16 protein-coding genes are annotated in these 21,089 nt (G+C 38.6%); 1 reads left to right on the top strand and 15 read right to left on the bottom strand.

The annotated features are described in order from the left end of the window. Positions 1-6 precede the first annotated feature (6 nt). From LI288_RS11580 to LI288_RS11540, 9 genes are all read right to left on the bottom strand, one after another. A complete protein-coding gene (locus tag LI288_RS11580) occupies positions 7-2,460 on the bottom strand; it encodes a DUF2357 domain-containing protein (RefSeq protein WP_227090512.1) in 2,454 nt (817 codons plus the stop codon). Positions 2,461-2,469: 9 nt separating this feature from the next. Continuing rightward, positions 2,470-4,581 carry an McrB family protein gene (locus LI288_RS11575; protein WP_227090511.1) on the bottom strand — a complete coding sequence of 704 codons (2,112 nt, stop codon included), beginning with the start codon at positions 4,579-4,581 and terminating at the stop codon, positions 2,470-2,472. A gap of 1 nt (position 4,582) precedes the next feature. Further along, positions 4,583-5,788, bottom strand: coding sequence for a DNA cytosine methyltransferase (locus tag LI288_RS11570; RefSeq protein ID WP_227090510.1), 1,206 nt, complete (start codon positions 5,786-5,788; stop codon positions 4,583-4,585). 29 nt (positions 5,789-5,817) lie between these two features. Then, positions 5,818-6,024, bottom strand: a complete 207-nt coding sequence (locus tag LI288_RS11565) for a helix-turn-helix domain-containing protein (protein WP_055238338.1) — start codon at positions 6,022-6,024, stop codon at positions 5,818-5,820. A gap of 159 nt (positions 6,025-6,183) precedes the next feature. Next, positions 6,184-7,023 carry a hypothetical protein gene (locus LI288_RS11560; RefSeq protein ID WP_227090509.1) on the bottom strand — a complete coding sequence of 280 codons (840 nt, stop codon included), beginning with the start codon at positions 7,021-7,023 and terminating at the stop codon, positions 6,184-6,186. Positions 7,024-7,029: 6 nt separating this feature from the next. Next, entirely contained in the window at positions 7,030-7,371 is a 342-nt protein-coding gene (locus LI288_RS11555) for a hypothetical protein (protein ID WP_227090508.1), read from the bottom strand. Then, positions 7,347-7,595, bottom strand: a complete 249-nt coding sequence (locus tag LI288_RS11550; RefSeq protein ID WP_227090507.1) for a hypothetical protein — start codon at positions 7,593-7,595, stop codon at positions 7,347-7,349. The genes LI288_RS11555 and LI288_RS11550 overlap by 25 nt, the downstream gene beginning before the upstream one ends. Further along, positions 7,586-8,686: a hypothetical protein gene (locus LI288_RS11545; RefSeq protein ID WP_227090506.1), complete on the bottom strand. Its 1,101-nt coding sequence runs from the start codon at positions 8,684-8,686 to the stop codon at positions 7,586-7,588. The genes LI288_RS11550 and LI288_RS11545 overlap by 10 nt, the downstream gene beginning before the upstream one ends. 107 nt (positions 8,687-8,793) lie before the next feature. Further along, on the bottom strand, positions 8,794-9,090 hold the full coding sequence (locus LI288_RS11540; protein WP_227090505.1) for a hypothetical protein: 297 nt from the start codon (positions 9,088-9,090) through the stop codon (positions 8,794-8,796). Between the two features lie 341 nt (positions 9,091-9,431). Here LI288_RS11540 and LI288_RS11535 point away from each other — a divergent pair, with 341 nt between their 5' ends. After that, a complete protein-coding gene (locus LI288_RS11535) occupies positions 9,432-11,450 on the top strand; it encodes a hypothetical protein (protein WP_227090504.1) in 2,019 nt (672 codons plus the stop codon). A gap of 106 nt (positions 11,451-11,556) precedes the next feature. Here the strand turns inward: LI288_RS11535 and tuf are convergent, their stop codons facing one another. The 6 genes from tuf to rpoC all read right to left on the bottom strand — a co-directional run bounded on the left by tuf (position 11,557) and on the right by rpoC (position 21,083). Continuing rightward, on the bottom strand, positions 11,557-12,750 hold the full coding sequence (gene tuf / locus LI288_RS11530) for an elongation factor Tu (RefSeq protein ID WP_227090503.1): 1,194 nt from the start codon (positions 12,748-12,750) through the stop codon (positions 11,557-11,559). 104 nt (positions 12,751-12,854) lie between these two features. Further along, positions 12,855-15,017, bottom strand: a complete 2,163-nt coding sequence (fusA, locus tag LI288_RS11525; protein WP_227090502.1) for an elongation factor G — start codon at positions 15,015-15,017, stop codon at positions 12,855-12,857. 20 nt (positions 15,018-15,037) lie between these two features. Further along, positions 15,038-15,508 (bottom strand): 30S ribosomal protein S7, encoded by a 471-nt coding sequence (rpsG, locus tag LI288_RS11520; RefSeq protein ID WP_022432529.1) that lies wholly within the window; start codon positions 15,506-15,508, stop codon positions 15,038-15,040. A gap of 270 nt (positions 15,509-15,778) precedes the next feature. Beyond that, complete coding sequence (rpsL, locus tag LI288_RS11515; protein WP_022432528.1) at positions 15,779-16,198, bottom strand: 30S ribosomal protein S12; 420 nt, start codon at positions 16,196-16,198, stop codon at positions 15,779-15,781. Between the two features lie 195 nt (positions 16,199-16,393). Continuing rightward, on the bottom strand, positions 16,394-17,317 hold the full coding sequence (locus LI288_RS11510) for a LicD family protein (protein WP_227090501.1): 924 nt from the start codon (positions 17,315-17,317) through the stop codon (positions 16,394-16,396). 85 nt (positions 17,318-17,402) lie between these two features. Further along, positions 17,403-21,083, bottom strand: coding sequence for a DNA-directed RNA polymerase subunit beta' (gene rpoC / locus LI288_RS11505; RefSeq protein ID WP_227090500.1), 3,681 nt, complete (start codon positions 21,081-21,083; stop codon positions 17,403-17,405). Between the last annotated feature and the right edge of the window lie 6 nt (positions 21,084-21,089).

The following is a 21,089-nucleotide window of genomic DNA, read 5'->3' as shown; positions in this document are numbered from 1 at the left end:
CTCCGTCTAGCTTAGATCTTCCATGTAAAAAATTTTAGGTGAATGCGGGCTATAAGCATCATTACCATTTTGCAAACTAATCTCATCCACCCCAATTTCTTTTAAATCGCACATATTACCGATAACTTTAACCTTTAGTACATAATAGAAATCTGCGTGATGATTCCTTTCATTTGTCTTATACCCTTGCACATTTAATCTTTCCACAAGTTCTTTCTTCGAAATTAACTCATTTGATTCAATTTCACATATAGTTTGCTCAAGAATATACTTTTTTGTATCCATAATAGAATTTTTATAGAAACAAAATCTTTTAGTCTTAAAAATATCCGGATGATGTGAATAAACATATGAATCTTTTATAGCATAAAAATAAAAAAGGAATTCCGCCCCAGTAAATAACAAATTATTTTCTACAAGTGAATAGTAATAATCATCTTCCTTCAAAGCACGTATATATCCTAATACACATCGTATTCCCTTTTGTGCATTCTCATCCTTTTTTCCAATTTGATAACCTGCAGTGTTTAACAAAGATACCGAAGGCTCTCTTAATACCATCTCCGTATACTGTTTCATTCGGTTTAATCTTGAATACAATGCACCTTTGGATTCCAGCAACTCTGTAATGAAATTTCTTAACTCATTTTCCCCAGCTTCATCTATGCTTGGTCTGATTGCGAAAGCACCTACACCTGGCAAAATTTCGTCATATAATTTATACGATACCCCTCTTGTATCTTCACTATCGCCTTTTCCCGGATACAAAATATAACTACCAATTGTTCGTCTTATCGCATCATTATATGTATGCATCTTTAACAAATCACCACGTTTATAGGTATTCATTACCGCATCTGTCTTATCTTCTGCAAATTCTATTTCTTCATATTCATCTGTTCGTTTCCCAACCAACGAAGTCAGATCTGTTACACGATATTTTGCATCAAAATGTATATAACTTACTGCTCCATTTTTGACCGCCTCATTTTCTCCATTATTGCATCCTTTAACATAAGAATCCGGAAAAATTGCAATAGTATAATCCGGTCTGAACGGTCTAGAATATGATCCTTCATATAAAGTGGTTTTAAATTCCTTTCTGGAAAATGTTCGATTATAATATAAATTAATCTTTGTATGCAATCGTTCTATGACAAATGATTGCCTTGACTTCTTTCCTTCCTGTAACGAAATTGTTATCCCTCCATCACTTACCGTTAAAAAATCATCGTCTTTTAAATACACTTTTTTACAGCCATCAATGGAATCAATAATTTTATATAGTTCAAAAAACAGCCAATATTCATAAAGAAGTGCCACATTTTTTGACTCTCCTTCATATACATCATCATGTCCACTCCAATTCAATCGTAGAGCCAAATCAATCATCGAGTACGCAGAAAAAATCTGGGAGTACCCTTCTCTTTTCTGTAATACCTGATTATTTTGTGGCATAATATCTAATTTTCCAATTTCGTCAAAAAATCCATCATTGAATATTTCATCCAGCATATTGTGGATAGCTTTTGCTTCTGATAGACATTCCGCCTGTTTTACCCCACCCGCTGCGTCCAAAGAGTTCATCAATTCCAAACAAACCGAATCAAACTTTTCTAACGCATATTTTACAAAACGATTAGCCGGCGTATCTATGCTGTCTTGTTTTTGTGTCACGGATATCATTTGTGGCACAATACTAAATGTCCCATCTGCCCTCTTAGTTTTTTGCCATCCCTTACCATATGAGAACGGATGTGTATAGAATTTCTGTGACGGAATTCCGCACCCAATCGGTTTATAAATTTCATCCGAACTAAGTACACGATCTGGATTTCTCTTAATTGCTTCAAACACACTAAATAAGTTATTGCCGTAACAAAACTGCCTGAGAAAAATAAATTGTTCTAATATAGTCCTATGCTCTTCTTCTGATTGTTCAAACAAGTTTGATGTTAATCCAGAATACTCCAATAATAATTCCGAACAAACCTGTGCTATTGCTTCTGTCAACACAATATAGTCTTCTTCATAATTCATTTTTTCTGGAGCTATTTCAAAAAAAATCTGCTGCCCACAGTTATCATGAGTAAAATTTATCCTTGAATATCCCAGATAATTAACAAACTGGAATGTAATATAATCTTTATCTTTTTCCAATTTCAGAAATTTATTATTTTCATTCTGAAATCTTGGCACCTCTATATCTAAATTCTCCTCATACACAAGACGCAATATATATCGTTTTGTTTCAAATAAACGCAGCATATACTGACCATTCAGACCAGCAACTATCTGAATTGCGTTACCGGCCTCTTCATTTTTCAAAGCATAGCAAGTATAGTTTTCTCCCAGAACGCATGGTGACGGATTTGTCCAGTCAATTTGTTCATATGTTCCAACCATATAAATTCTTACTTCATATTCATTTGTAACCTTAAAACAAACCGCACCTATCATAATTCTACCTTAGATAAAACTTGCATACTGCACCTTTGCAAGTTTTCCTTTCATCTGCTCAATTTTCTTTTTGCTCAACACCAGACTATATTTATCACACAATCCTGTTAACTCATCCAACATCTGCCCAATTTCTTTCTTATTACCATGAATTTTAGGCAATATTTTTTGGAGTAATTGCTCGTCAATTATTTGATTCAGATTAAATTCTGTTTTTTCAAGCAATTCATATGCTGCTGCAATATAATTTCGGATTTCTTTAACAGTTCTAAATGCAAATTCAAAATCATATTTTTGTACAATTTCATATATGTCAGAGAATACACCTTCTACATAATCTAAATTACTTCCTGTAAAATCTCCATCAACATCTGTGTAATAATGTGTTAAATCTTCATCAACAGCAAATTTTCCAGTACGTATTTCCTTAGCCAATTTCAAAAAAGCTTGTGCACTTCCATCATTCACAGGTACCATTTTACCTACAGTTCCTGCAGCACTGAATACCTTAAATACGTCCTCTTTTTGAGGCTTAAACTCTATAACATTTGCTCTGTCCAATACCTTCGGACTAAACATATAGGTTGTCTCATCAATATTAACGGTTCCAACAACAAACATATTTTCTGGGTAATCTAATCTTCCTGTATAACCTTCTAATTCGAATGGTGTATCCGGAGTCTCCATATGACTCAAGAAATCAGAAAAGTATCGTTCTACATGACTCAAATTCATTTCATCCAATATTACAAAATATGGAATCTCTTTATGCCTATTGGCTTCTTCTATTAATTCTACAATCTTGGTCTTTTCATATTTTCCTTTTCCATCTTCAGCCAGCGGATTATAGTACCCTAAGATTTTTGTATTATCAGTCCAATCAGCCCCAACAGGAATTATTACCCAATTTTTCTTGCCATCATCGGATTTCCATTCCAGATATTCTGCAAATTGCTTTGAAATACGTGTTTTACCAGTTCCGCTATTACCCGTCAATATCACAAAAGGTTTCGCCAGTAAAGAGGTAATGTATCTTCTGGCAAAATCTGTTTTTAACACTTCCGGCAAATCCTGTAATTCAAATTTTTCTTTAATCATATACAAATACCTCTCACCTAATATTGTTTTTATTTCAATATTTTCCTTGTAGTATTCATTAACAATAGCAATCAATGCTTTTAAATAATTTCCATTTCCACCTTCTGCTATTTCCGAATCAACCCACTCCGTGGTAAGCCTGCATTCAACATTTTCTGTTTCAAAAGAAATAATGTACTCCTTGTCAACAAAAACTCTGGCTTTATCTCCTGCATACAAGTCAGAATTGGGCCTTGCAAACAAGTACCTTAAAAAATTCCCCGCAGGTAGTAATTTTCCTGTTTTGGAAATATTAACTTTTATATTTTTTTCATTAACCTCCAGAAGAGATTTTATTTTTTCAAACTTATCAATATTGTAAATTACATCAATAATCTGTCTTGCACAATCCTTCGTTATCCTCGATAGTTTTTTCGCGTTTCCAACATTTCCTATCTGAAGTGTAACTTCTTTCTCAAGTCTATCATATAAGTCCGGTCTCTTCGCTAAATAATATATCAAATTACCTAAATATGCTGAAGATGCATCCGGAACTGCTATTTTTTTCAATATACATGAGCCAAAAATATCCTTTATCGATCTAGCTTTATCTCCATTCAACAATGCTTTTCCTGGTCTGTATGTACTATCTGCTTCAATAAATTTTATCATTCTCTCCCTGTCTACTTGTTCTGGGATCAATTCAATCCAATCAGCATCTGTAAAATCCTTCTTTACGAGTGCACTCATTACATGTTGATTTCCTCGTAGCTTGTTATCAAAAAAATCACCATATGGTTTTAATGACTCCGCATATTTTTTGCACAAAACAGCCAAATATAGCCATTGATTGGAAAAGAAAACATAATTTTTATCCGTTTGCACAACCGATGTTTTATTGGATACTTTAGAAAAACTTCCCTCTTCCTCTTCCAACATTTTTTGCAAATCATATTCTAAGGATTCTGTTAATTCTATATCCGGAATATTTTTTACATCTATTTCTCCAGGCTGTATTTCTTCTAATAATAAATCTGCAAACATTTTACACCTCCAGAATCTGCTCTACTACTTGCTCAGAAACTTTTTTTACAACCGGCACCGCAACGCTATTTCCAAATTGCTGATATGCCTTGACATTTGAGGAAGGCAATTTAAACTCTTCCGGAAATCCCTGAAGATTAGCCGCTTCTCTCGGTGTCAGCTTTCGTGGATTTTTTCCCTTCTGTTCTATCAGAATTTCACTTCCATCTTTGTAATACCTACGGGAAATTGTGCTTGTAAATTCTGATTCTTCATTAAACATGCTATATCCAAATCCATTTCCTTTTTGCTCATGTTCACTTTTTCTTCTCTGATGACCTTCCCATAATTTATCTGAAATCGTAAATGATTCTGGAACATTTGCTTCCAAAATATCTCCCACTCTAGTTTTTGTTTTCATAGGTGAAGGATAAACAAAATTTGTTATGTTAACATCTTCTCGCCATAATACAATAAAAATTCTTGGACGATTTTGAGGAACTCCATAATCTTTTGCACTCAGAACCATTTTTGAACATTCTGCTTTTAACTTTGTAATGGGTCCATTCTCAATTAACTCTTGAGGAATATTACATTTATATCCCATTCCTGTGATTGTCCTAAGTACTGTTTGAATCGTTTTTCCTTTATCATTGCTTATTAATCCCCTGACATTTTCTAACACAACCGCTTTAGGCTGATGATCCCTTAATATTTCTGCTATATGATAAAACAAAGTACCGCGTGTATCCTCAATCCCTTTTTTTAAACCTGCATTACTAAATGGCTGACACGGAAATCCGGCGCAAAGCACATCAAATTTTTCTGGAATAAGAGCCTTGATTTCAGGCTTCGTTATATCTCCAAAAGGTACTTCACCATAATTATCAAAATATGTTTCTTTGGCAGCTTCATCCCACTCACTCGAAAACACGCATTGTCCGCCAACTGATTGCATTGCGATTCTGAATCCGCCAATTCCTGCAAACAAATCTATAAATGTAAATTTTGTTTCATTTGTTTCAAAAACAATATTATTTTGTTCATTAAATATCTTTTTCGTTGGATATAAGTTAATATTAATCCCGTTTTTCTTTAAAATATCTATGTAATTTTTAGCCTCTGGTTTGTTTTCTAATTGTATAGCATGACTAATTAACGCATACTTTTCATCAAGTTCTTTATCATCCAGTTCTGGAAAACATTTACAATAACTAGTCTTTTTCATTTATTTAGTAATATCCTTTCAACATTATTCTAATCTTCTTTTTCAAAACTAATAACATCACCTATATTGCAATCAAAATATGCACATATTCTTTCCAATACATCAAGTGAAACCTTATCACCCTTTCCCATTTTTGCAATTGTAGTGGAGCTTATTCCTAATTTATCAATCAGGTCTTTTTTTTGCATATTTCTGTCAATTAGCATTTTCCATAAATTGTTGTACGATGTTTTCATTCCTTTACCCTTTCTTCGATTCATAAGCAAAGTATCATATTTATTGTAACACATGGCGCATAATTTTTCCATCAAAACCTTTATATTTATAAAGTCAACATTTCCCGGGAGAAAGTTTTATTTTAAGATTTATTACTCAATAAACTAAACAGGGGCACGCTATCGTGCCCTCTCTCTGTCTCCATCATTTCTTCCAATGACCTGTTCTTGCTTCATCTCCAATGTCTTTTCATAAATAGCCTGATAATCTTCAAATATCTTATCCTCATCAGAAGTATCCACTCCACATGCCTTGCAAACAGCACTGTACAGCTGAATATTGTATGAATTATTGTCCGGCTGAAACTGTAGCATCCTTGCCTTTTCGATAACAGACAAATCATCAAAAGCAATTCCCCGCTGTTTAATCTCATCCAACACCTCTTCTGTCTTGTTTTTGACAACCAATTCACACATGCCCTTATTAATCAAATCCGTCTCTTCCAGAAGTTCATCCACATCTGCAATATGCCCCATGTCCAGAAACTTCATCTGTACAACTGACCTAACTGTGTCGTAACTCTTTAGTTCCCCGAATCCATACATCTGAGCCTTTTCCAAAGGTGTCATCTTTTTATACGCCTCATATCCGCCTTTATCATCTGACCGATCATCAGCATATTCCTCCATAATATTCGCTTCGCCACCAACTCCTACTGTGGCATCCATGGTATCTTCTGCTGAAATCTGTTCACATACCTCTGCGCCTAACGAAATATCATAATCCTCTGATTCATTCATTACTGAAATATCTTCCATATCAGACACTGCATCATTAACAGATAACGCAATATTTTTCTCCTCCGCATACGGATACTCCGGCACTTCTATTGAATTACGAATCTCATCCTCAATAGTTGAAAAATCCAACATTGAAAACTTCTTATACTCTTCTACACACCCTTCAGCAATCTTCAGTTTCTTATTAATTGCCTTCTTCTCCGCCTTAAGTTCATCCAATTTCTCCTATGCTCCCATATGCCAGATCTGATAATCACGAATATCCTCCTCTGTTTTGCAAGCGCGTTTTCTTGCTCTGTTCTGCTGATACAAGTCCTGCTGACGTTCAGAGATTTTCTCTACATCCCGCTCTCCCAGAACCTGATAAGTCACAAGTCCCTCTACAGTTTTGATATTGTTATCCACAAGAAACAGGTACTGTTCCTGCAACTGGTTCATACGCTCCAATTCTTTCGCAAGATATGCAGAATGCTTATCAAATCGGCGCTGTTCCACCATTCTCGCCTGATAGATTCTGCGGTAATACTTCATCTGAAAATCAGTTATTCCACGTTTATGAATTGCCACAGTATTACCCACAACAAATCCCGGACGGATAAAGGGCATATCCAGGTAAAATTGGAATTTTCATCACATTTTTTTAATTCCTTTTCTAATGAAACAAGCACTTTCTTTCCCTGCTTATAATCATTAGAAATAAACTCCGGTTGATATGCCAAATTAGAATTTATTGTCCCATCTATAAATGCTGTTTCCAGTGATTGTTTTACTTCCTGTACCTTCATTTCCAATCTTGTTCCCTCTCTTCCACCCTGAATTCTGACAGTACCATCCGCTTCACCGGTTCGCCTTTGATATGGCTGGCTTCCATGCGCCATGCGCCGCTTCTGATACTTGAATCCATAAGTTTTAACACATAAATATTGTCAAAGCGGTTATAGATGGAATCGCCGCCAAGTCCTGACAGGCAGATGAGCTGCGTATTCATTTTCTTTGCCATCTCCATCAGTGGTTTCAGCAGATGTTCCGCATTGGTCTGTGCAAACGGATTATCCATAATCAGCACCTTGCCTTCCTCTCCCGTGGTAAACAAATCACTCTCATCCCGCCGCATATAACTAAGCAGACAGGTCAGAATCACAAACGCTGATAAAAAACCCTCGCCGCCGGAATTGGCTGATACCTCTGCCCATGTAATCGGGACTTCACGTTCCGCTTCAATCTTATACAGCTTAATTTTTACACTGCCGATACCCACAGTATCATCATACAGTCTTTTTGTTGTAATGACATTTCCCAAAAATTCATTCAGATTTTCATTCTTATCAATCGTATCAAGACCATTTTGTATCACCTGCTCAAAATAATCGTGCAGTTTCATACGGAAATGTTCCTGTTCGCTTTCCCAGTCTGCTACCTGGATTTTTAACATTTTAATGTTTCTGCCGCGCACGCTGATTGTTGAATTTTTATCAATCATTGCAATATTCGCATTAACACTGCGCACGTATTCTAAAAACATTTCTTCAATGTTTTTTTGTTCATTGTCAATGCTTGCAAGATCAATTTTAAGTTTTTCCAGCTGGCTCTCATACGAAGCCTTATTCACGGCATACTGCTCTGCCAGATTCTTTGGACTGGCAGTCTGTGTCAACAGACTGTCAAATGTTTTCTTAAAATAATCTTCTGCATAAATATCTTTTGCTGCAATTGAACGGATTTCTTCTGCCAGACGGTTCTGCTCATCCTTTAACCGGGACAGTGCCGTTAGCAGATTTCTTTTTACCGTCTTCTGATACCGGGTAAGTTCCTGTGCCTCTACGGTTTCAATATCCGGAATCTGCTGTCTGATTTGTTCCTGTTCCTCCGGTGAAGCTGACACCGGTTCATCTGCATATTCGGATACACTTCCTGCCTGAACCTCCAGCTGATTTTTTTTGTTTTCCAGATTTTTTAATGCTTTTTCAATCGACTGTACCTCATATTTTTTCAGCTGTATACGTTCTTTAAAATCTGTATCCGTAATTGTTTCCGGTAATACGTTGTATGAAGAAGCGGATGCAGCTTAAAATCCAGCTTTTCACTGACATCACCGTAATCCGGCTCTTTCACATACTCCCAGAATGCCACGGGAAGCGCCGGCTTTTTACCATTCGTTCCTGCACTGCGGACCGGTGCCAGCGTTCCCTGTGAGAGTTCAAGCATAATATCTGCATACAGCTGTCCATACTCTTTTTCAGGAGATTGTGCGATAATATCTTTTAAAAACACTTTTCTTTTTTTCATATATTATTTCCGCTTTCTAAATGTTATTTATATCTTAAATCTGCTTCCCCACTGCACGATTTAAATTGTATTTAGTATTATTTTAACATTATTCATGAAGTGGGACAATAGAATCTTATATCTTGCTTCTTAAAACGCTTTCATTATATTCACATTGTATTTATAGCTGCAAAAAACTGCACGAAATCTTCCAAAATCTCAAAAATATGTAAAAAATCAGTAACATTTTCTCTATAAACGACCTATAATCAGTATATGATTTGCTTCGTTAGATATTATTTATATACCAAGAATGCGGCAATGTACCATTTTATTATTTCTTTTTAAGAATGGAGGTTATTATGGCAGATTTTATTTTACTTGATGAAGATTTCTCTGATTTTCCCATTGGTGAATTCCCTTATGATAAGAATCATTCGGCAATGGGTGAGTATCATTTTATCCATTATCCCGGATATTATGGTAAATGGCATGACCCGGTATGCAACCACACTTATAACGGTCAGGGAGCTTCCTGGATTATTTCTGAATATAATGGAAAACATTTTATGGAGCAGATGCGTATCCGCAATGACAAGCCCCACCGGACTTTTCCTATGCTTACAAGCGGCGACAGATTCTGGCGCGATTATACTATAACTGCAAGTGTCCGTATGTTTACTACCAAATGGGGTAATGCCGGCATTGGTTTTTGTTGTCAGAACTCTGCTAATCTTCTTGTCCTTGTTTTTGAAGAACATGAACTGAGAGTTGAATACCGTCACAAGGAAGAGGTTACTATTCTTGATTCTGTAGCTTTCAACTACAACTGTGACGATACTTATATCCTTAAAGCAGAAATTAAAGGCAGCCATGTTATATGCAGCGTTGATGATAAGGTCTATTTTGACATTGACACTGAATATGCCGTACAGGGTGGCAAAATTGCCATTACAGCAACGATTCCTGCACAGTTTGGTTTTGTAAATGTTACTACTTCTGAAAGTACTGCTGCTTCTATTGATGCTGCAAGAAATGCTTATAAAGCTGAATGTGAAAATGCGCAGGCGCATTATCCTAAGATGAAGCTTCTTAAGAAGATTGACCTCAATGGCTGCGGCACCGGAAGGCAGCTTCGTTTTGGTCATCTGCTTGGCAACGGCGAATACCAGATGGTTATGGCACAGTGCCAGAAAAGAGTAAACCGTGATGCTTATGGAACCATCAGCTGTCTCACCGCATTTGACCTTGACGGCAATATTTTATGGCAGCACGGTGAACCAACCAATAATCACGACATTGGCACTATATCAGCTGACATGCCTATGCAGATATATGATATTGATGGTGATGGTTTTGACGAGGTTATAACCGCCAAGAATTTTGAAGTCCTTATTCTTGATGGCAGAACAGGTGAAGTCAAGAAACGCACCAGAACACCTTTCTCCACAACAGAAGAGGATGGAACGATTATCGGTGTTCCTGATAAAATCTATGCTTTTGACAGAATTAACCCTGACGGTATGCGTATATGCAATTTCCGTGGTCTTGATAAGCCACGTGATATTCTTATTAAGGATCGTTATTGCAGGGTGTATGCACTTAACGATGACCTGGAGGTTATGTGGCATTTCCAGAGTGATAAGAATACCGGGCATTTTCCTTTTGCGATTGATATTAACGGGGATGGGCATGATGAACTTCTGGTAGGTTATAACATGCTTGACTGCCACGGTAACAAGATGTGGACTATGCCTGTTAATGAAGACCACATTGATGAAATTGTTCCAGGAAGATTCGAATCCGGTCCACATAAAGGCACTAAATTCTTTGCCTGCGTTGCGGGAAAGGAAGGCTTCCTGATATCTGATTTTAACGGAAAACTTCTCAAAAAGGATGGCATAGGTCATGCACAGCGTGTCAGTCTCGCTAATTACCTTCCTGACCGCCCAGGTTATGAAATGGTTGTTGTTAATTTCTGGGGACATCAGGGAATTATATATTTCTATGACAGCGAAGGTAACCAGTTATGGGAAATGGAAAATGAGCTTAATGGTAATCTTTTAACACCTGTAAACTGGACTGGTGACGGTCAGGACTTCATTCTTCTTAATGCTGATGTAGAGCGCGGTGGAATGATTGATGGCAGAGGTATTCAGGTTGTTAAGTTCCCTGATGACGGTCATCCTACCATGTGTGCAGAAGCTGTAAATCTCTACGGCGATGCCCGTGATGAAATTGTGACATGGGATTATGATTCAATGTACATATATACACAGGATGATGCACCTAAAGATGATGTATATGCACCTTTCAAATATCCTGATTATAACGCTTCTAATTACCGTGGAGAGTACTCTTACCGTGAGAAGTGGTGGTAAAAATTTAAGAATATAAATGGCTGAGCAAGCCAAAAAAAGGCTTCCGGGAAAATCCCGGAAGCCTTTAAATTTACTGTATAAATACTGAGTACATCAACCAATAAAATTACTCAATGATTGTAGCAACAGCACCTGAACCTACTGTACGTCCACCTTCACGGATAGCGAAACGAAGACCCTGCTCCATAGCTACGTTGTGGATAAGTTCAACTGTCATTTCTACGTTATCACCAGGCATGCACATTTCTGTACCAGCTGGAAGTTCACAAACACCAGTAACATCAGTTGTTCTGAAGTAGAACTGTGGTCTGTAGTTGTTGAAGAATGGAGTATGACGTCCACCTTCGTCCTTTGTTAATACGTAAACCTGAGCTGTAAACTTGTGATGAGGTGTAATTGAACCTGGCTTGCAGAGAACCTGTCCTCTCTGGATTTCGTCTCTCTGAACACCTCTAAGAAGTGCACCAATATTATCACCTGGCTGTGCTTCATCAAGAAGCTTTCTGAACATTTCGATACCAGTTACAACAACCTTACGAATGTCATCATGGATACCAACGATTTCAACTTCTTCATTTATATGAAGAACACCACGTTCTACTCTACCTGTAGCAACAGTACCACGACCTGTGATAGAGAATACGTCTTCTACTGGCATAAGGAATGGCTTATCTGTATCTCTTTCTGGATCTGGAACATATTCATCGATTGTGTGCATAAGTTCAAGAATCTTATCGCCCCATTCGCTGTTCGGATCTTCAAGAGCCTTAAGAGCTGAACCCTGGATGATTGGTGTGTCATCGCCTGGGAAGCCATACTCGTTAAGGAGTTCTCTGATTTCCATATCTACTAATTCAAGAAGTTCCGGATCATCAACCATATCACACTTGTTCATGAATACAACGATGTAAGGAACACCTACCTGACGAGCAAGAAGGATATGTTCTCTTGTCTGAGCCATAACACCATCTGTAGCAGCTACTACGAGGATACCAGCATCCATCTGAGCAGCACCAGTGATCATGTTCTTAACGTAATCGGCATGACCTGGGCAGTCAACGTGAGCGTAATGTCTCTTTTCTGTTTCATATTCAACGTGAGCTGTAGAGATTGTGATACCTCTTTCTCTTTCTTCTGGAGCCTTATCGATATTTTCGAATGCAACAGCTTCACCTGTACCAAGTCTCTCATGAAGAGTCTTTGTGATAGCAGCTGTAAGTGTAGTCTTACCATGATCTACGTGTCCAATTGTACCAATGTTACAATGTGGTTTAGTTCTTTCAAATTTAGCCTTTGCCATTGTTTAAAATCCTCCTTAAAATGATTCATACCCTTTATGGGGTTTCATAGCTAAAATCTATTATATTGCATTTTTAAATATTTTGCAACTATATTTTTATTAGATTATTTTGCTCTTGAAGCAATAACCTTATCCTGAACGGACTTTGGAGCCTGTTCATACTTATCAAAGAACATAGAGTAGTTACCACGACCCTGTGTCTTAGAACGAAGGTCGGTAGCATATCCGAACATCTCTGAAAGCGGAACGAATGCTTTAATCATCTTACCACCTGAGATATCTTCCATACCTTCGATACGTCCTCTACGAGAGTTGATATCACCGATAACATCACCCATGTATTCTTCCGGCATTGTAACTTCAACCTTCATGATTGGCTCAAGAAGTGCCGGAGCTGCCTTAGCCATAGCATCCTTGAATGCCATAGAACCGGCAATGTGGAATGCCATTTCTGATGAATCGACTTCATGGTAAGATCCATCATAGATATCTGCTCTAAGTCCGAGAACCGGGAATCCAGCTAAAATACCTGAGTTAGCGGCTTCACGGATACCATCTGCAACTGAAGGGATGTATTCCTTAGGAATAGCACCACCAACTACTGATGATTCACAGAAAAGTACCGGAGGCTCATTGATTAATACTGTATTCTTTGTTTCAACATCGAACTTATCAACGTTTGCTTCAAGTGGTGAGAAACGTACTTTACAGTGACCATACTGACCACGACCACCTGACTGCTTAGCATACTTACTATCAACATCAACTGCCTTTGTAAAGCATTCTCTGTAAGCAACCTGTGGAGCACCTACGTTTGCTTCTACCTTGAATTCACGAAGAAGTCTGTCTACGATGATATCAAGATGAAGTTCACCCATACCTGCGATAATTGTCTGACCGGTTTCCTGATCTGTGTGGGCACGGAATGTCGGATCTTCTTCAGCAAGCTTTGCTAAAGCTTCACCCATCTTACCCTGGTCATTCTTAGTCTTTGGTTCGATAGCAAGTTCGATAACCGGCTCTGGGAATTCCATTGACTCTAAGATAACCGGATGCTGTTCGTCACAGATTGTATCACCTGTTACAGTGAACTTCAGACCTACAGCAGCTGCGATATCTCCAGAATAAACCTTATCAATTTCTTTTCTGTTGTTAGCATGCATCTGAAGGATACGGCCAACTCTTTCCTTCTTGTTCTTGTTTGCATTTAATACATATGAACCACCGTTCAATGTACCAGAGTAAACTCTGAAGAATGCCAGCTTACCAACGAATGGGTCTGTCATAATCTTGAATGCAAGAGCTGAGAATGGTTCTTCATCAGATGACTTTCTTGTAACTTCGTTACCGTCTTCATCAACACCTGTGATATCCGGGATATCTGTTGGTGCAGGCATGTATTCGATAACTGCATCAAGAAGCTTCTGAACACCCTTGTTCTTATAAGCTGTACCGCAAAGACAAGGAATTGCTGTACCTTCGATAGTACCCTTTCTTAAAGCTGCCTTTAATTCAGGAATTGTAAGTTCTTCATCATTAAAGAACTTTTCCATAAGGTCTTCATCAAGTTCAGCACACTGTTCAATGAGCTTGTCATGATATTCCTGAGCCTGATCCTTTAAATCATCAGGAATTTCACCTACGGAAATATCATCACCCTTATCTCCGTTGAAGACATAAGCCTTCATTTCAAATAAGTCGATGATACCCTTAAATTCATCTTCCTTACCAATCGGAATCTGTACAAGTACAGGATTCTTACCAAGCTTTGTTATAAGCTGGTTGCATGATCCAAAGAAATCTGCACCCATCTTATCCATCTTGTTCATGAAAGCCATACGTGGTACATTGTATTTATCAGCCTGACGCCATACGTTCTCTGACTGCGGTTCTACACCGTTCTGAGCATCGAACACACCTACAGCACCATCAAGAACTCTAAGTGAACGTTCAACTTCTACTGTGAAGTCAACGTGACCCGGAGTATCAATGATGTTGATACGGTATTCTGGCTGTGTCTTATCTGGCTTACCTTCTTTTTCCGGTGTCCAGTGACATGTTGTAGCAGCTGAAGTAATTGTGATACCTCTTTCCTGCTCCTGGGCCATCCAGTCCATGGTAGCAGTACCTTCATGAGTATCACCAATTTTGTGGTTTACACCAGTATAATAAAGGATACGCTCTGTTAATGTAGTCTTACCTGCATCGATATGAGCCATGATACCAATATTTCTGGTTCTCTCCAATGGATATTCTCTTCCAGCCATCGGTAAATCCTCCTATATTATTAGAATCTGTAATGAGCAAAAGCCTTGTTTGCTTCTGCCATCTTGTGCATATCTTCTTTCTTCTTTACAGAAGATCCTGTATTGTTTGCAGCATCGAGGATTTCATTTGCAAGTCTTTCTTCCATTGTCTTCTCGCCTCTTGCACGAGAATAAGCTGTCATCCAACGAAGAGCTAAAGCCTGTCTTCTGTCCGGCTTAACTTCGATCGGTACCTGATAAGTAGCACCACCGATACGTCTAGCCTTAACTTCAAGAACTGGCATGATATTGTTCATAGCTTCTTCGAAAACTTCGATAGCAGGTCTTTCAGTCTTTGCTGCGACTCTGTCAAATGCTCCGTATACAATCTTCTGGGCAACTCCTCTCTTACCATCAAGCATAATGTTGTTGATAAGCTTTGTCACGACCTTATTATTGTAAATAGGATCTGCTAATACATCTCTTTTCTGAGTATGTCCTTTACGTGGCACGGTTCTTCCCTCCTTAACAATATTCATTAATTCATCGGTACTCACAAATATATATGACCTTTTTCCACCTGCGACATCCAATAAAGGCTGCCGCCATCGGGATAATCGGCTGTGTACGTGCGCGGTATATCTTAAACCTGCAACCTTCGGATTAATCTAACTCCGGCACTTGTTATAAATCATATTGTGAATAAATGCGGACCATTTCCGCGTTTTACTGCATGGTTTTTAGAAAATCCGCCAACCTGCAATTTGCCTTTACGATACTAATTATTTAGCATCCTTAGGTCTCTTGGCACCGTATTTAGAACGTGCCTGTCTTCTCTTAGCGACACCTGCTGTATCAAGTACACCACGAACGATGTGATATCTTGTACCTGGTAAATCCTTAACACGTCCACCTCTGATCAGAACAACGCTGTGTTCCTGAAGATTGTGTCCTTCACCTGGGATATAAGATGTTACTTCAATACCGTTTGAAAGACGAACTCTGGCAATCTTTCTAAGGGCTGAGTTAGGCTTCTTAGGTGTTGCAGTCTTAACAGCTGTACAAACGCCTCTCTTCTGTGGAGCAGCTACGTCTGTTGCTTTCTTCTGAAGTGAGTTGTATCCCTTCTGAAGAGCTGGTGCTGTAGACTTCTTTACTGTTGTTTTTCTTCCCTGTCTTACTAACTGGTTAAATGTAGGCATTCCTTTTTCACCTCCCGGAATTAGAATAATTCATGGTTGCATATTCAGTTCATTTCTGAATAATGTGGCATAGCAGGGCTTTCCTGTTATCACACACTTGTTTAGTATATATTTTATATTTTTATATGTCAAGCACTTTTTTATTTTTTATAAGACGTTTTATTTTTTATAAGACATTTTTGCTGCATTGATACTTTAATGATCGGATTCATTTGTTTTTAAATACGCCTCCAGCAGTTCCTGCTGTTTCTTATAAAACGGATAATCATGCTCCTGTGTTCCCCAGACCGGTGTCATATAATCGCCGAATAATATTGTTAAAACTTCATCGTAATTTTTCATAACTGGCATTTTCATGATTTCAAAATCCATTTCTGTTATTTGCACAAAATATTCTTCTGGAAACTGTATTTGGGGATTTTCATAAAAATAATAATATTCCGTCAGTGTGTGGCTGTCGTTTTCATTATATAAAGAATATAATGTATCACATACTTTTAAAAGCTCATTTGCCACACAGCCTTCCCAGTTTAAGTGTATATTGCACAATTCCTCGATCTGCTTTATCACCTTTTGATTTTCTTCCGGCTCATCACAGACTCTGCCTTTGCCGCTTACTTTGATTATCTGATATATAATTTTTATCAGTTCCTTTTGAATCTCCATTTCTTCTTCATCATCACTGATATAATCAAGCGGAAAAACATCTACTCCTGCAACAAAAGGAAATCCATGAAATCTTTTCAAATGCTCTTCATTTGTATTGATTTCCCTGCCATTCGTTATTCTTAAAAAATACTGGTCCCATTGCTCAAGCGTACTGTAATGGCAGATACAGAAAGTACTGTCCAGTTCCTTTTTTATAATTTCAATAAATCTGTTATAATCCTTTCTTTTCATCCATATATCAATATCATCATCCCATGGAATAAATCCTTTATGTCTTATTGTTCCGAGTAATGTTCCCCATGCCGCATAGTATTGCAGGTCATTTTCCTTACATATTCTGTCGATTTCCTGCATAATTTCCATTTCCGCCGCCCATGCTCTTTTCATCATACTGTCAACAACAAAGCCGTCTATTTCTTCCGTTTTAAAATATTTATCATCAAAATACATTTTTGGTCTCCTCCGAATGCATACCTCTCCTGTAAAACAAAACAAGGTGGTGAGGACTTATGCCCCACCACCTGCAAAAATTTTTCTATTCAGTTACTGTAACTTCTTCTTCCGTCAGTTCCAGTGTTTCGTCATCAGAAATGTCAGATGCAGCTTCCTCTTTTGCTCTTTCGGCTGCTTCTTCTTCAATTTCTTTGCGGACCCTTTCATTAGAATCCAGTTCAACGTTCTGATAACGCTTCATACCTGTACCGGCAGGAATCAGTTTACCAATGATAACGTTTTCCTTCAGACCAATCAGCGGATCGACCTTGCCGTTAATAGCGGCATCTGTCAGAACCTTTGTTGTTTCCTGGAAGGAAGCAGCTGACAGGAATGAATTTGTTGCAAGAGAAGCCTTTGTAATACCCAGAATAATTGAAGTACCTGTTGCAGGAGTCTTGCCTTCCTCTTCCAGCTTTTCGTTTACTTCCGTAAATTCAATTGTATCTACCTGAGAACCTGTCAGGAATTCTGAATCTCCAGGAGATTCAATAACAATCTTCTTTAACATCTGGCGTACAATCAATTCGATATGCTTATCGTTGATTTCTACACCCTGGATACGGTAAACCTTCTGAACTTCACGCAGTACGTAATCCTGTACGGCACGTACGCCGAGGATTCTTACGATATCATGAGGATTTTCAGAACCTTCTGTGATTTCTTCACCCTTTACAACAATCTGACCTTCCTGAACCTTGACTCTTGTATCTCTAGATACAGGATAAGCCTTTGAGTTACCATCATCGTCTGTAATAACAATATCTGTCTTCTTTTCTGTCTTTGCAAAGCTTACGACACCGCCAAACTCTGCCAGTACAGCAAGTGCCTTTGGCTTTCTTGCTTCAAAAAGTTCTTCGACACGAGGAAGACCCTGTGTAATATTATCACCGGCAACACCACCTGTATGGAAAGTACGCATAGTAAGCTGTGTACCCGGTTCACCGATAGACTGGGCAGCGATAATACCAACAGCTTCACCAACCTGTACGGTCTGACCTGTCGCCATGTTAGAACCGTAGCACTTTGCACATACACCGATGTGTGAACGGCAGGTAAGAATTGTTCTGATTTTAACCTTTTCAACACCTGTTGCAACAATCTGTGCTGCTCTCTTTGGTGTTACAAGGTGGTTTGCAGCTAAAATCACTTCACCGGTAGACGGATCAATGATGTCTTCTGCAAGATATCTGCCTGTAATACGTTCTTCTAATGATTCAAGGATATCTGCCTTTGCATCACTGCTTGCAGTTGCCTTATCATTTACGAATTCAGATACATACATACCCGGAATTGCCTTACCGGCGCTGCAGTCTGTTTCTCTGATAATCAAATCCTGTGATACGTCTACAAGACGTCTTGTAAGGTATCCTGAATCGGCTGTACGAAGCGCTGTATCGGACAGACCCTTACGCGCACCATGCGCTGAAATGAAGTATTCCAGTACATCAAGACCTTCACGGAAGTTGGACTTGATTGGGAGTTCGATTGTATTACCGGATGTATCTGCCATCAAACCACGCATACCTGCAAGCTGCTTAATCTGCTGGTTAGAACCACGGGCACCTGAATCGGCCATCATGAAGATGTTGTTGTATTTATCAAGACCTTCAATCAGGGCATCCTTTAATGCCTCATCCGTTTCCTGCCATACGCGGATAACATTCTTATGTCTTTCTTCATCTGTTGAACGACCTCTGTTGTAGTTTACAGTAATCTGTTCAACCTTCTTTTCTGCATCGGAAATCAGTTTCTTCTTAATCGGCGGCACAGTCATTTCTGAAATAGAAACGGTCATGGCTGCTCTTGTAGAATACTTATAACCCATTGCCTTAATATCATCAAGTACTTCGGCTGTTGTCGTTGTACCGTGGGTATTAATAACGTGCTGTAAAATATCCTTTAACTGCTTCTTTCCTACATGGAAATCAACCTCCAGAAGCATCTGGTTTTCTTCCTTGCTTCTGTCTACATATCCTAAATCCTGTGGGAGAATTTCATTGAAAATAAATCTTCCCAGTGTAGATTCTACATTACCTGAAACGGTATTGCCTTCTGCATCGGTCTTTGTCATATGAACTAAAATCTTAGAGTGTAATGTAATAACTCCGTTTTCATATGCAAGAAGTGCTTCGTTTACATTCTTAAAGAACTTACCTTCACCCTTTGCCCCCGGTCTTTCCTGTGTCAGATAGTAAATACCAAGAACCATATCCTGTGAAGGAACAGCTACAGGGCCACCATCAGACGGCTTTAACAGGTTGTTTGGTGAAAGCAGCATGAAGCGGCATTCTGCCTGTGCTTCTACTGAAAGTGGCAGATGGACGGCCATCTGGTCACCATCGAAATCGGCGTTGAACGCTGTACAAACAAGCGGATGCAGCTTAATTGCCTTACCTTCTACAAGGATTGGCTCGAATGCCTGAATACCAAGTCTGTGCAGTGTAGGAGCACGGTTTAACATAACCGGATGCTCTTTGATAACATCTTCCAGCACATCCCATACGCTGTTTTCAAGATGTTCTACGCTCTTTTTCGCTTTCTTAATATTGTCAGCCAGTCCACGTCTTACCAGTTCTCTCATAACAAACGGCTTAAACAGCTCAATTGCCATTTCCTTTGGAAGACCACACTGATAAATCTTTAATTCAGGACCTACAACGATAACAGAACGGCCTGAATAGTCAACTCGCTTACCAAGGAGGTTCTGACGGAAACGTCCCTGCTTACCCTTTAACAGGTCTGAAAGTGACTTTAACGCTCTGTTACCAGGACCTGTTACCGGACGTCCGTTTCTACGTCCGTTATCAATCAGAGCATCAACAGCTTCCTGAAGCATTCTCTTTTCATTACGGATAATGATTTCCGGAGCGCCCAGCTCAATCAGACGTGCAAGTCTGTTGTTTCTGTTGATGATTCTTCTATATAAGTCATTTAAATCGGATGTTGCAAAACGTCCACCGTCTAACTGTACCATTGGTCTTAAATCCGGTGGGATTACCGGAATTTCAGTTAAGATCATCCATTCCGGTCTTGTTCCGGCTGTTAAAAACGCTTCCATGACTTCAATTCTCTTAATGAGTCTTGCTGCCTTCTGGGAAGTTGTATTTTCAAGTTCTTCCTTTAACTTTGCAACTTCTGATTCCAAATCTACATTTTTAAGCAGTTCATAAATGGCTTCCGCACCCATGCCGACACGGAATGTATTGCCGTACTGATCGTAGAGTTCACGGTATTCCTGTTCTGTTAAAATCTTCTTGAACGGAATTTCTGTCGTACCCGGATCAATTACAATATAAGCTGCAAAATATAATACTTTTTCAAGGTTCTTCGGTCCGATGTCCAGAATCAGATCCATACGGCTAGGAATTCCCTTAAAATACCAGATATGGGAAACAGGAGCCGCTAAATGGATATGTCCCATACGATCTCTACGGACACTGGCCTTTGTTACTTCGACACCACACTTATCGCAGATAATACCCTTATCTTTGATTTTTTTATATTTACCGCAGTGACACTCCCAGTCCTTACTCGGTCCAAAGATTCTTTCACAATACAAACCATCTTTTTCCGGTTTTAAAGTTCTGTAGTTGATTGTCTCCGGCTTTGTAACCTCACCGTGAGACCACTCTAAAATATCCTCCGGAGAAGCCAGTTTAATCTGAATCTTATCAAACTTCATAGACTGACTGGTCAAATCTCTTTTTGATTCTTCTGCCATGATCGT

Source organism: Lachnospira pectinoschiza, from assembly GCF_020564355.1.
In the GTDB taxonomy this organism is placed as follows: Bacteria; Bacillota; Clostridia; order Lachnospirales; family Lachnospiraceae; genus Lachnospira; species Lachnospira intestinalis.
This window is presented reverse-complemented; position numbering and strand designations above follow the sequence as displayed.

Coding starts and splice junctions, on each gene's coding strand:
- LI288_RS11580 (WP_227090512.1), bottom strand. CDS start 2,460: ATGATAGGTGCGGTTTGTTTTAAGGTTACAAATGAATATGAAGTAAGA.
- LI288_RS11575 (WP_227090511.1), bottom strand. CDS start 4,581: ATGTTTGCAGATTTATTATTAGAAGAAATACAGCCTGGAGAAATAGAT.
- LI288_RS11570 (WP_227090510.1), bottom strand. CDS start 5,788: ATGAAAAAGACTAGTTATTGTAAATGTTTTCCAGAACTGGATGATAAA.
- LI288_RS11565 (WP_055238338.1), bottom strand. CDS start 6,024: ATGAAAACATCGTACAACAATTTATGGAAAATGCTAATTGACAGAAAT.
- LI288_RS11540 (WP_227090505.1), bottom strand. CDS start 9,090: ATGAAAAAAAGAAAAGTGTTTTTAAAAGATATTATCGCACAATCTCCT.
- LI288_RS11535 (WP_227090504.1), top strand. CDS start 9,432: ATGGCAGATTTTATTTTACTTGATGAAGATTTCTCTGATTTTCCCATT.
- tuf (WP_227090503.1), bottom strand. CDS start 12,750: ATGGCAAAGGCTAAATTTGAAAGAACTAAACCACATTGTAACATTGGT.
- fusA (WP_227090502.1), bottom strand. CDS start 15,017: ATGGCTGGAAGAGAATATCCATTGGAGAGAACCAGAAATATTGGTATC.
- rpsL (WP_022432528.1), bottom strand. CDS start 16,198: ATGCCTACATTTAACCAGTTAGTAAGACAGGGAAGAAAAACAACAGTA.
- LI288_RS11510 (WP_227090501.1), bottom strand. CDS start 17,317: ATGTATTTTGATGATAAATATTTTAAAACGGAAGAAATAGACGGCTTT.
- rpoC (WP_227090500.1), bottom strand. CDS start 21,083: ATGGCAGAAGAATCAAAAAGAGATTTGACCAGTCAGTCTATGAAGTTT.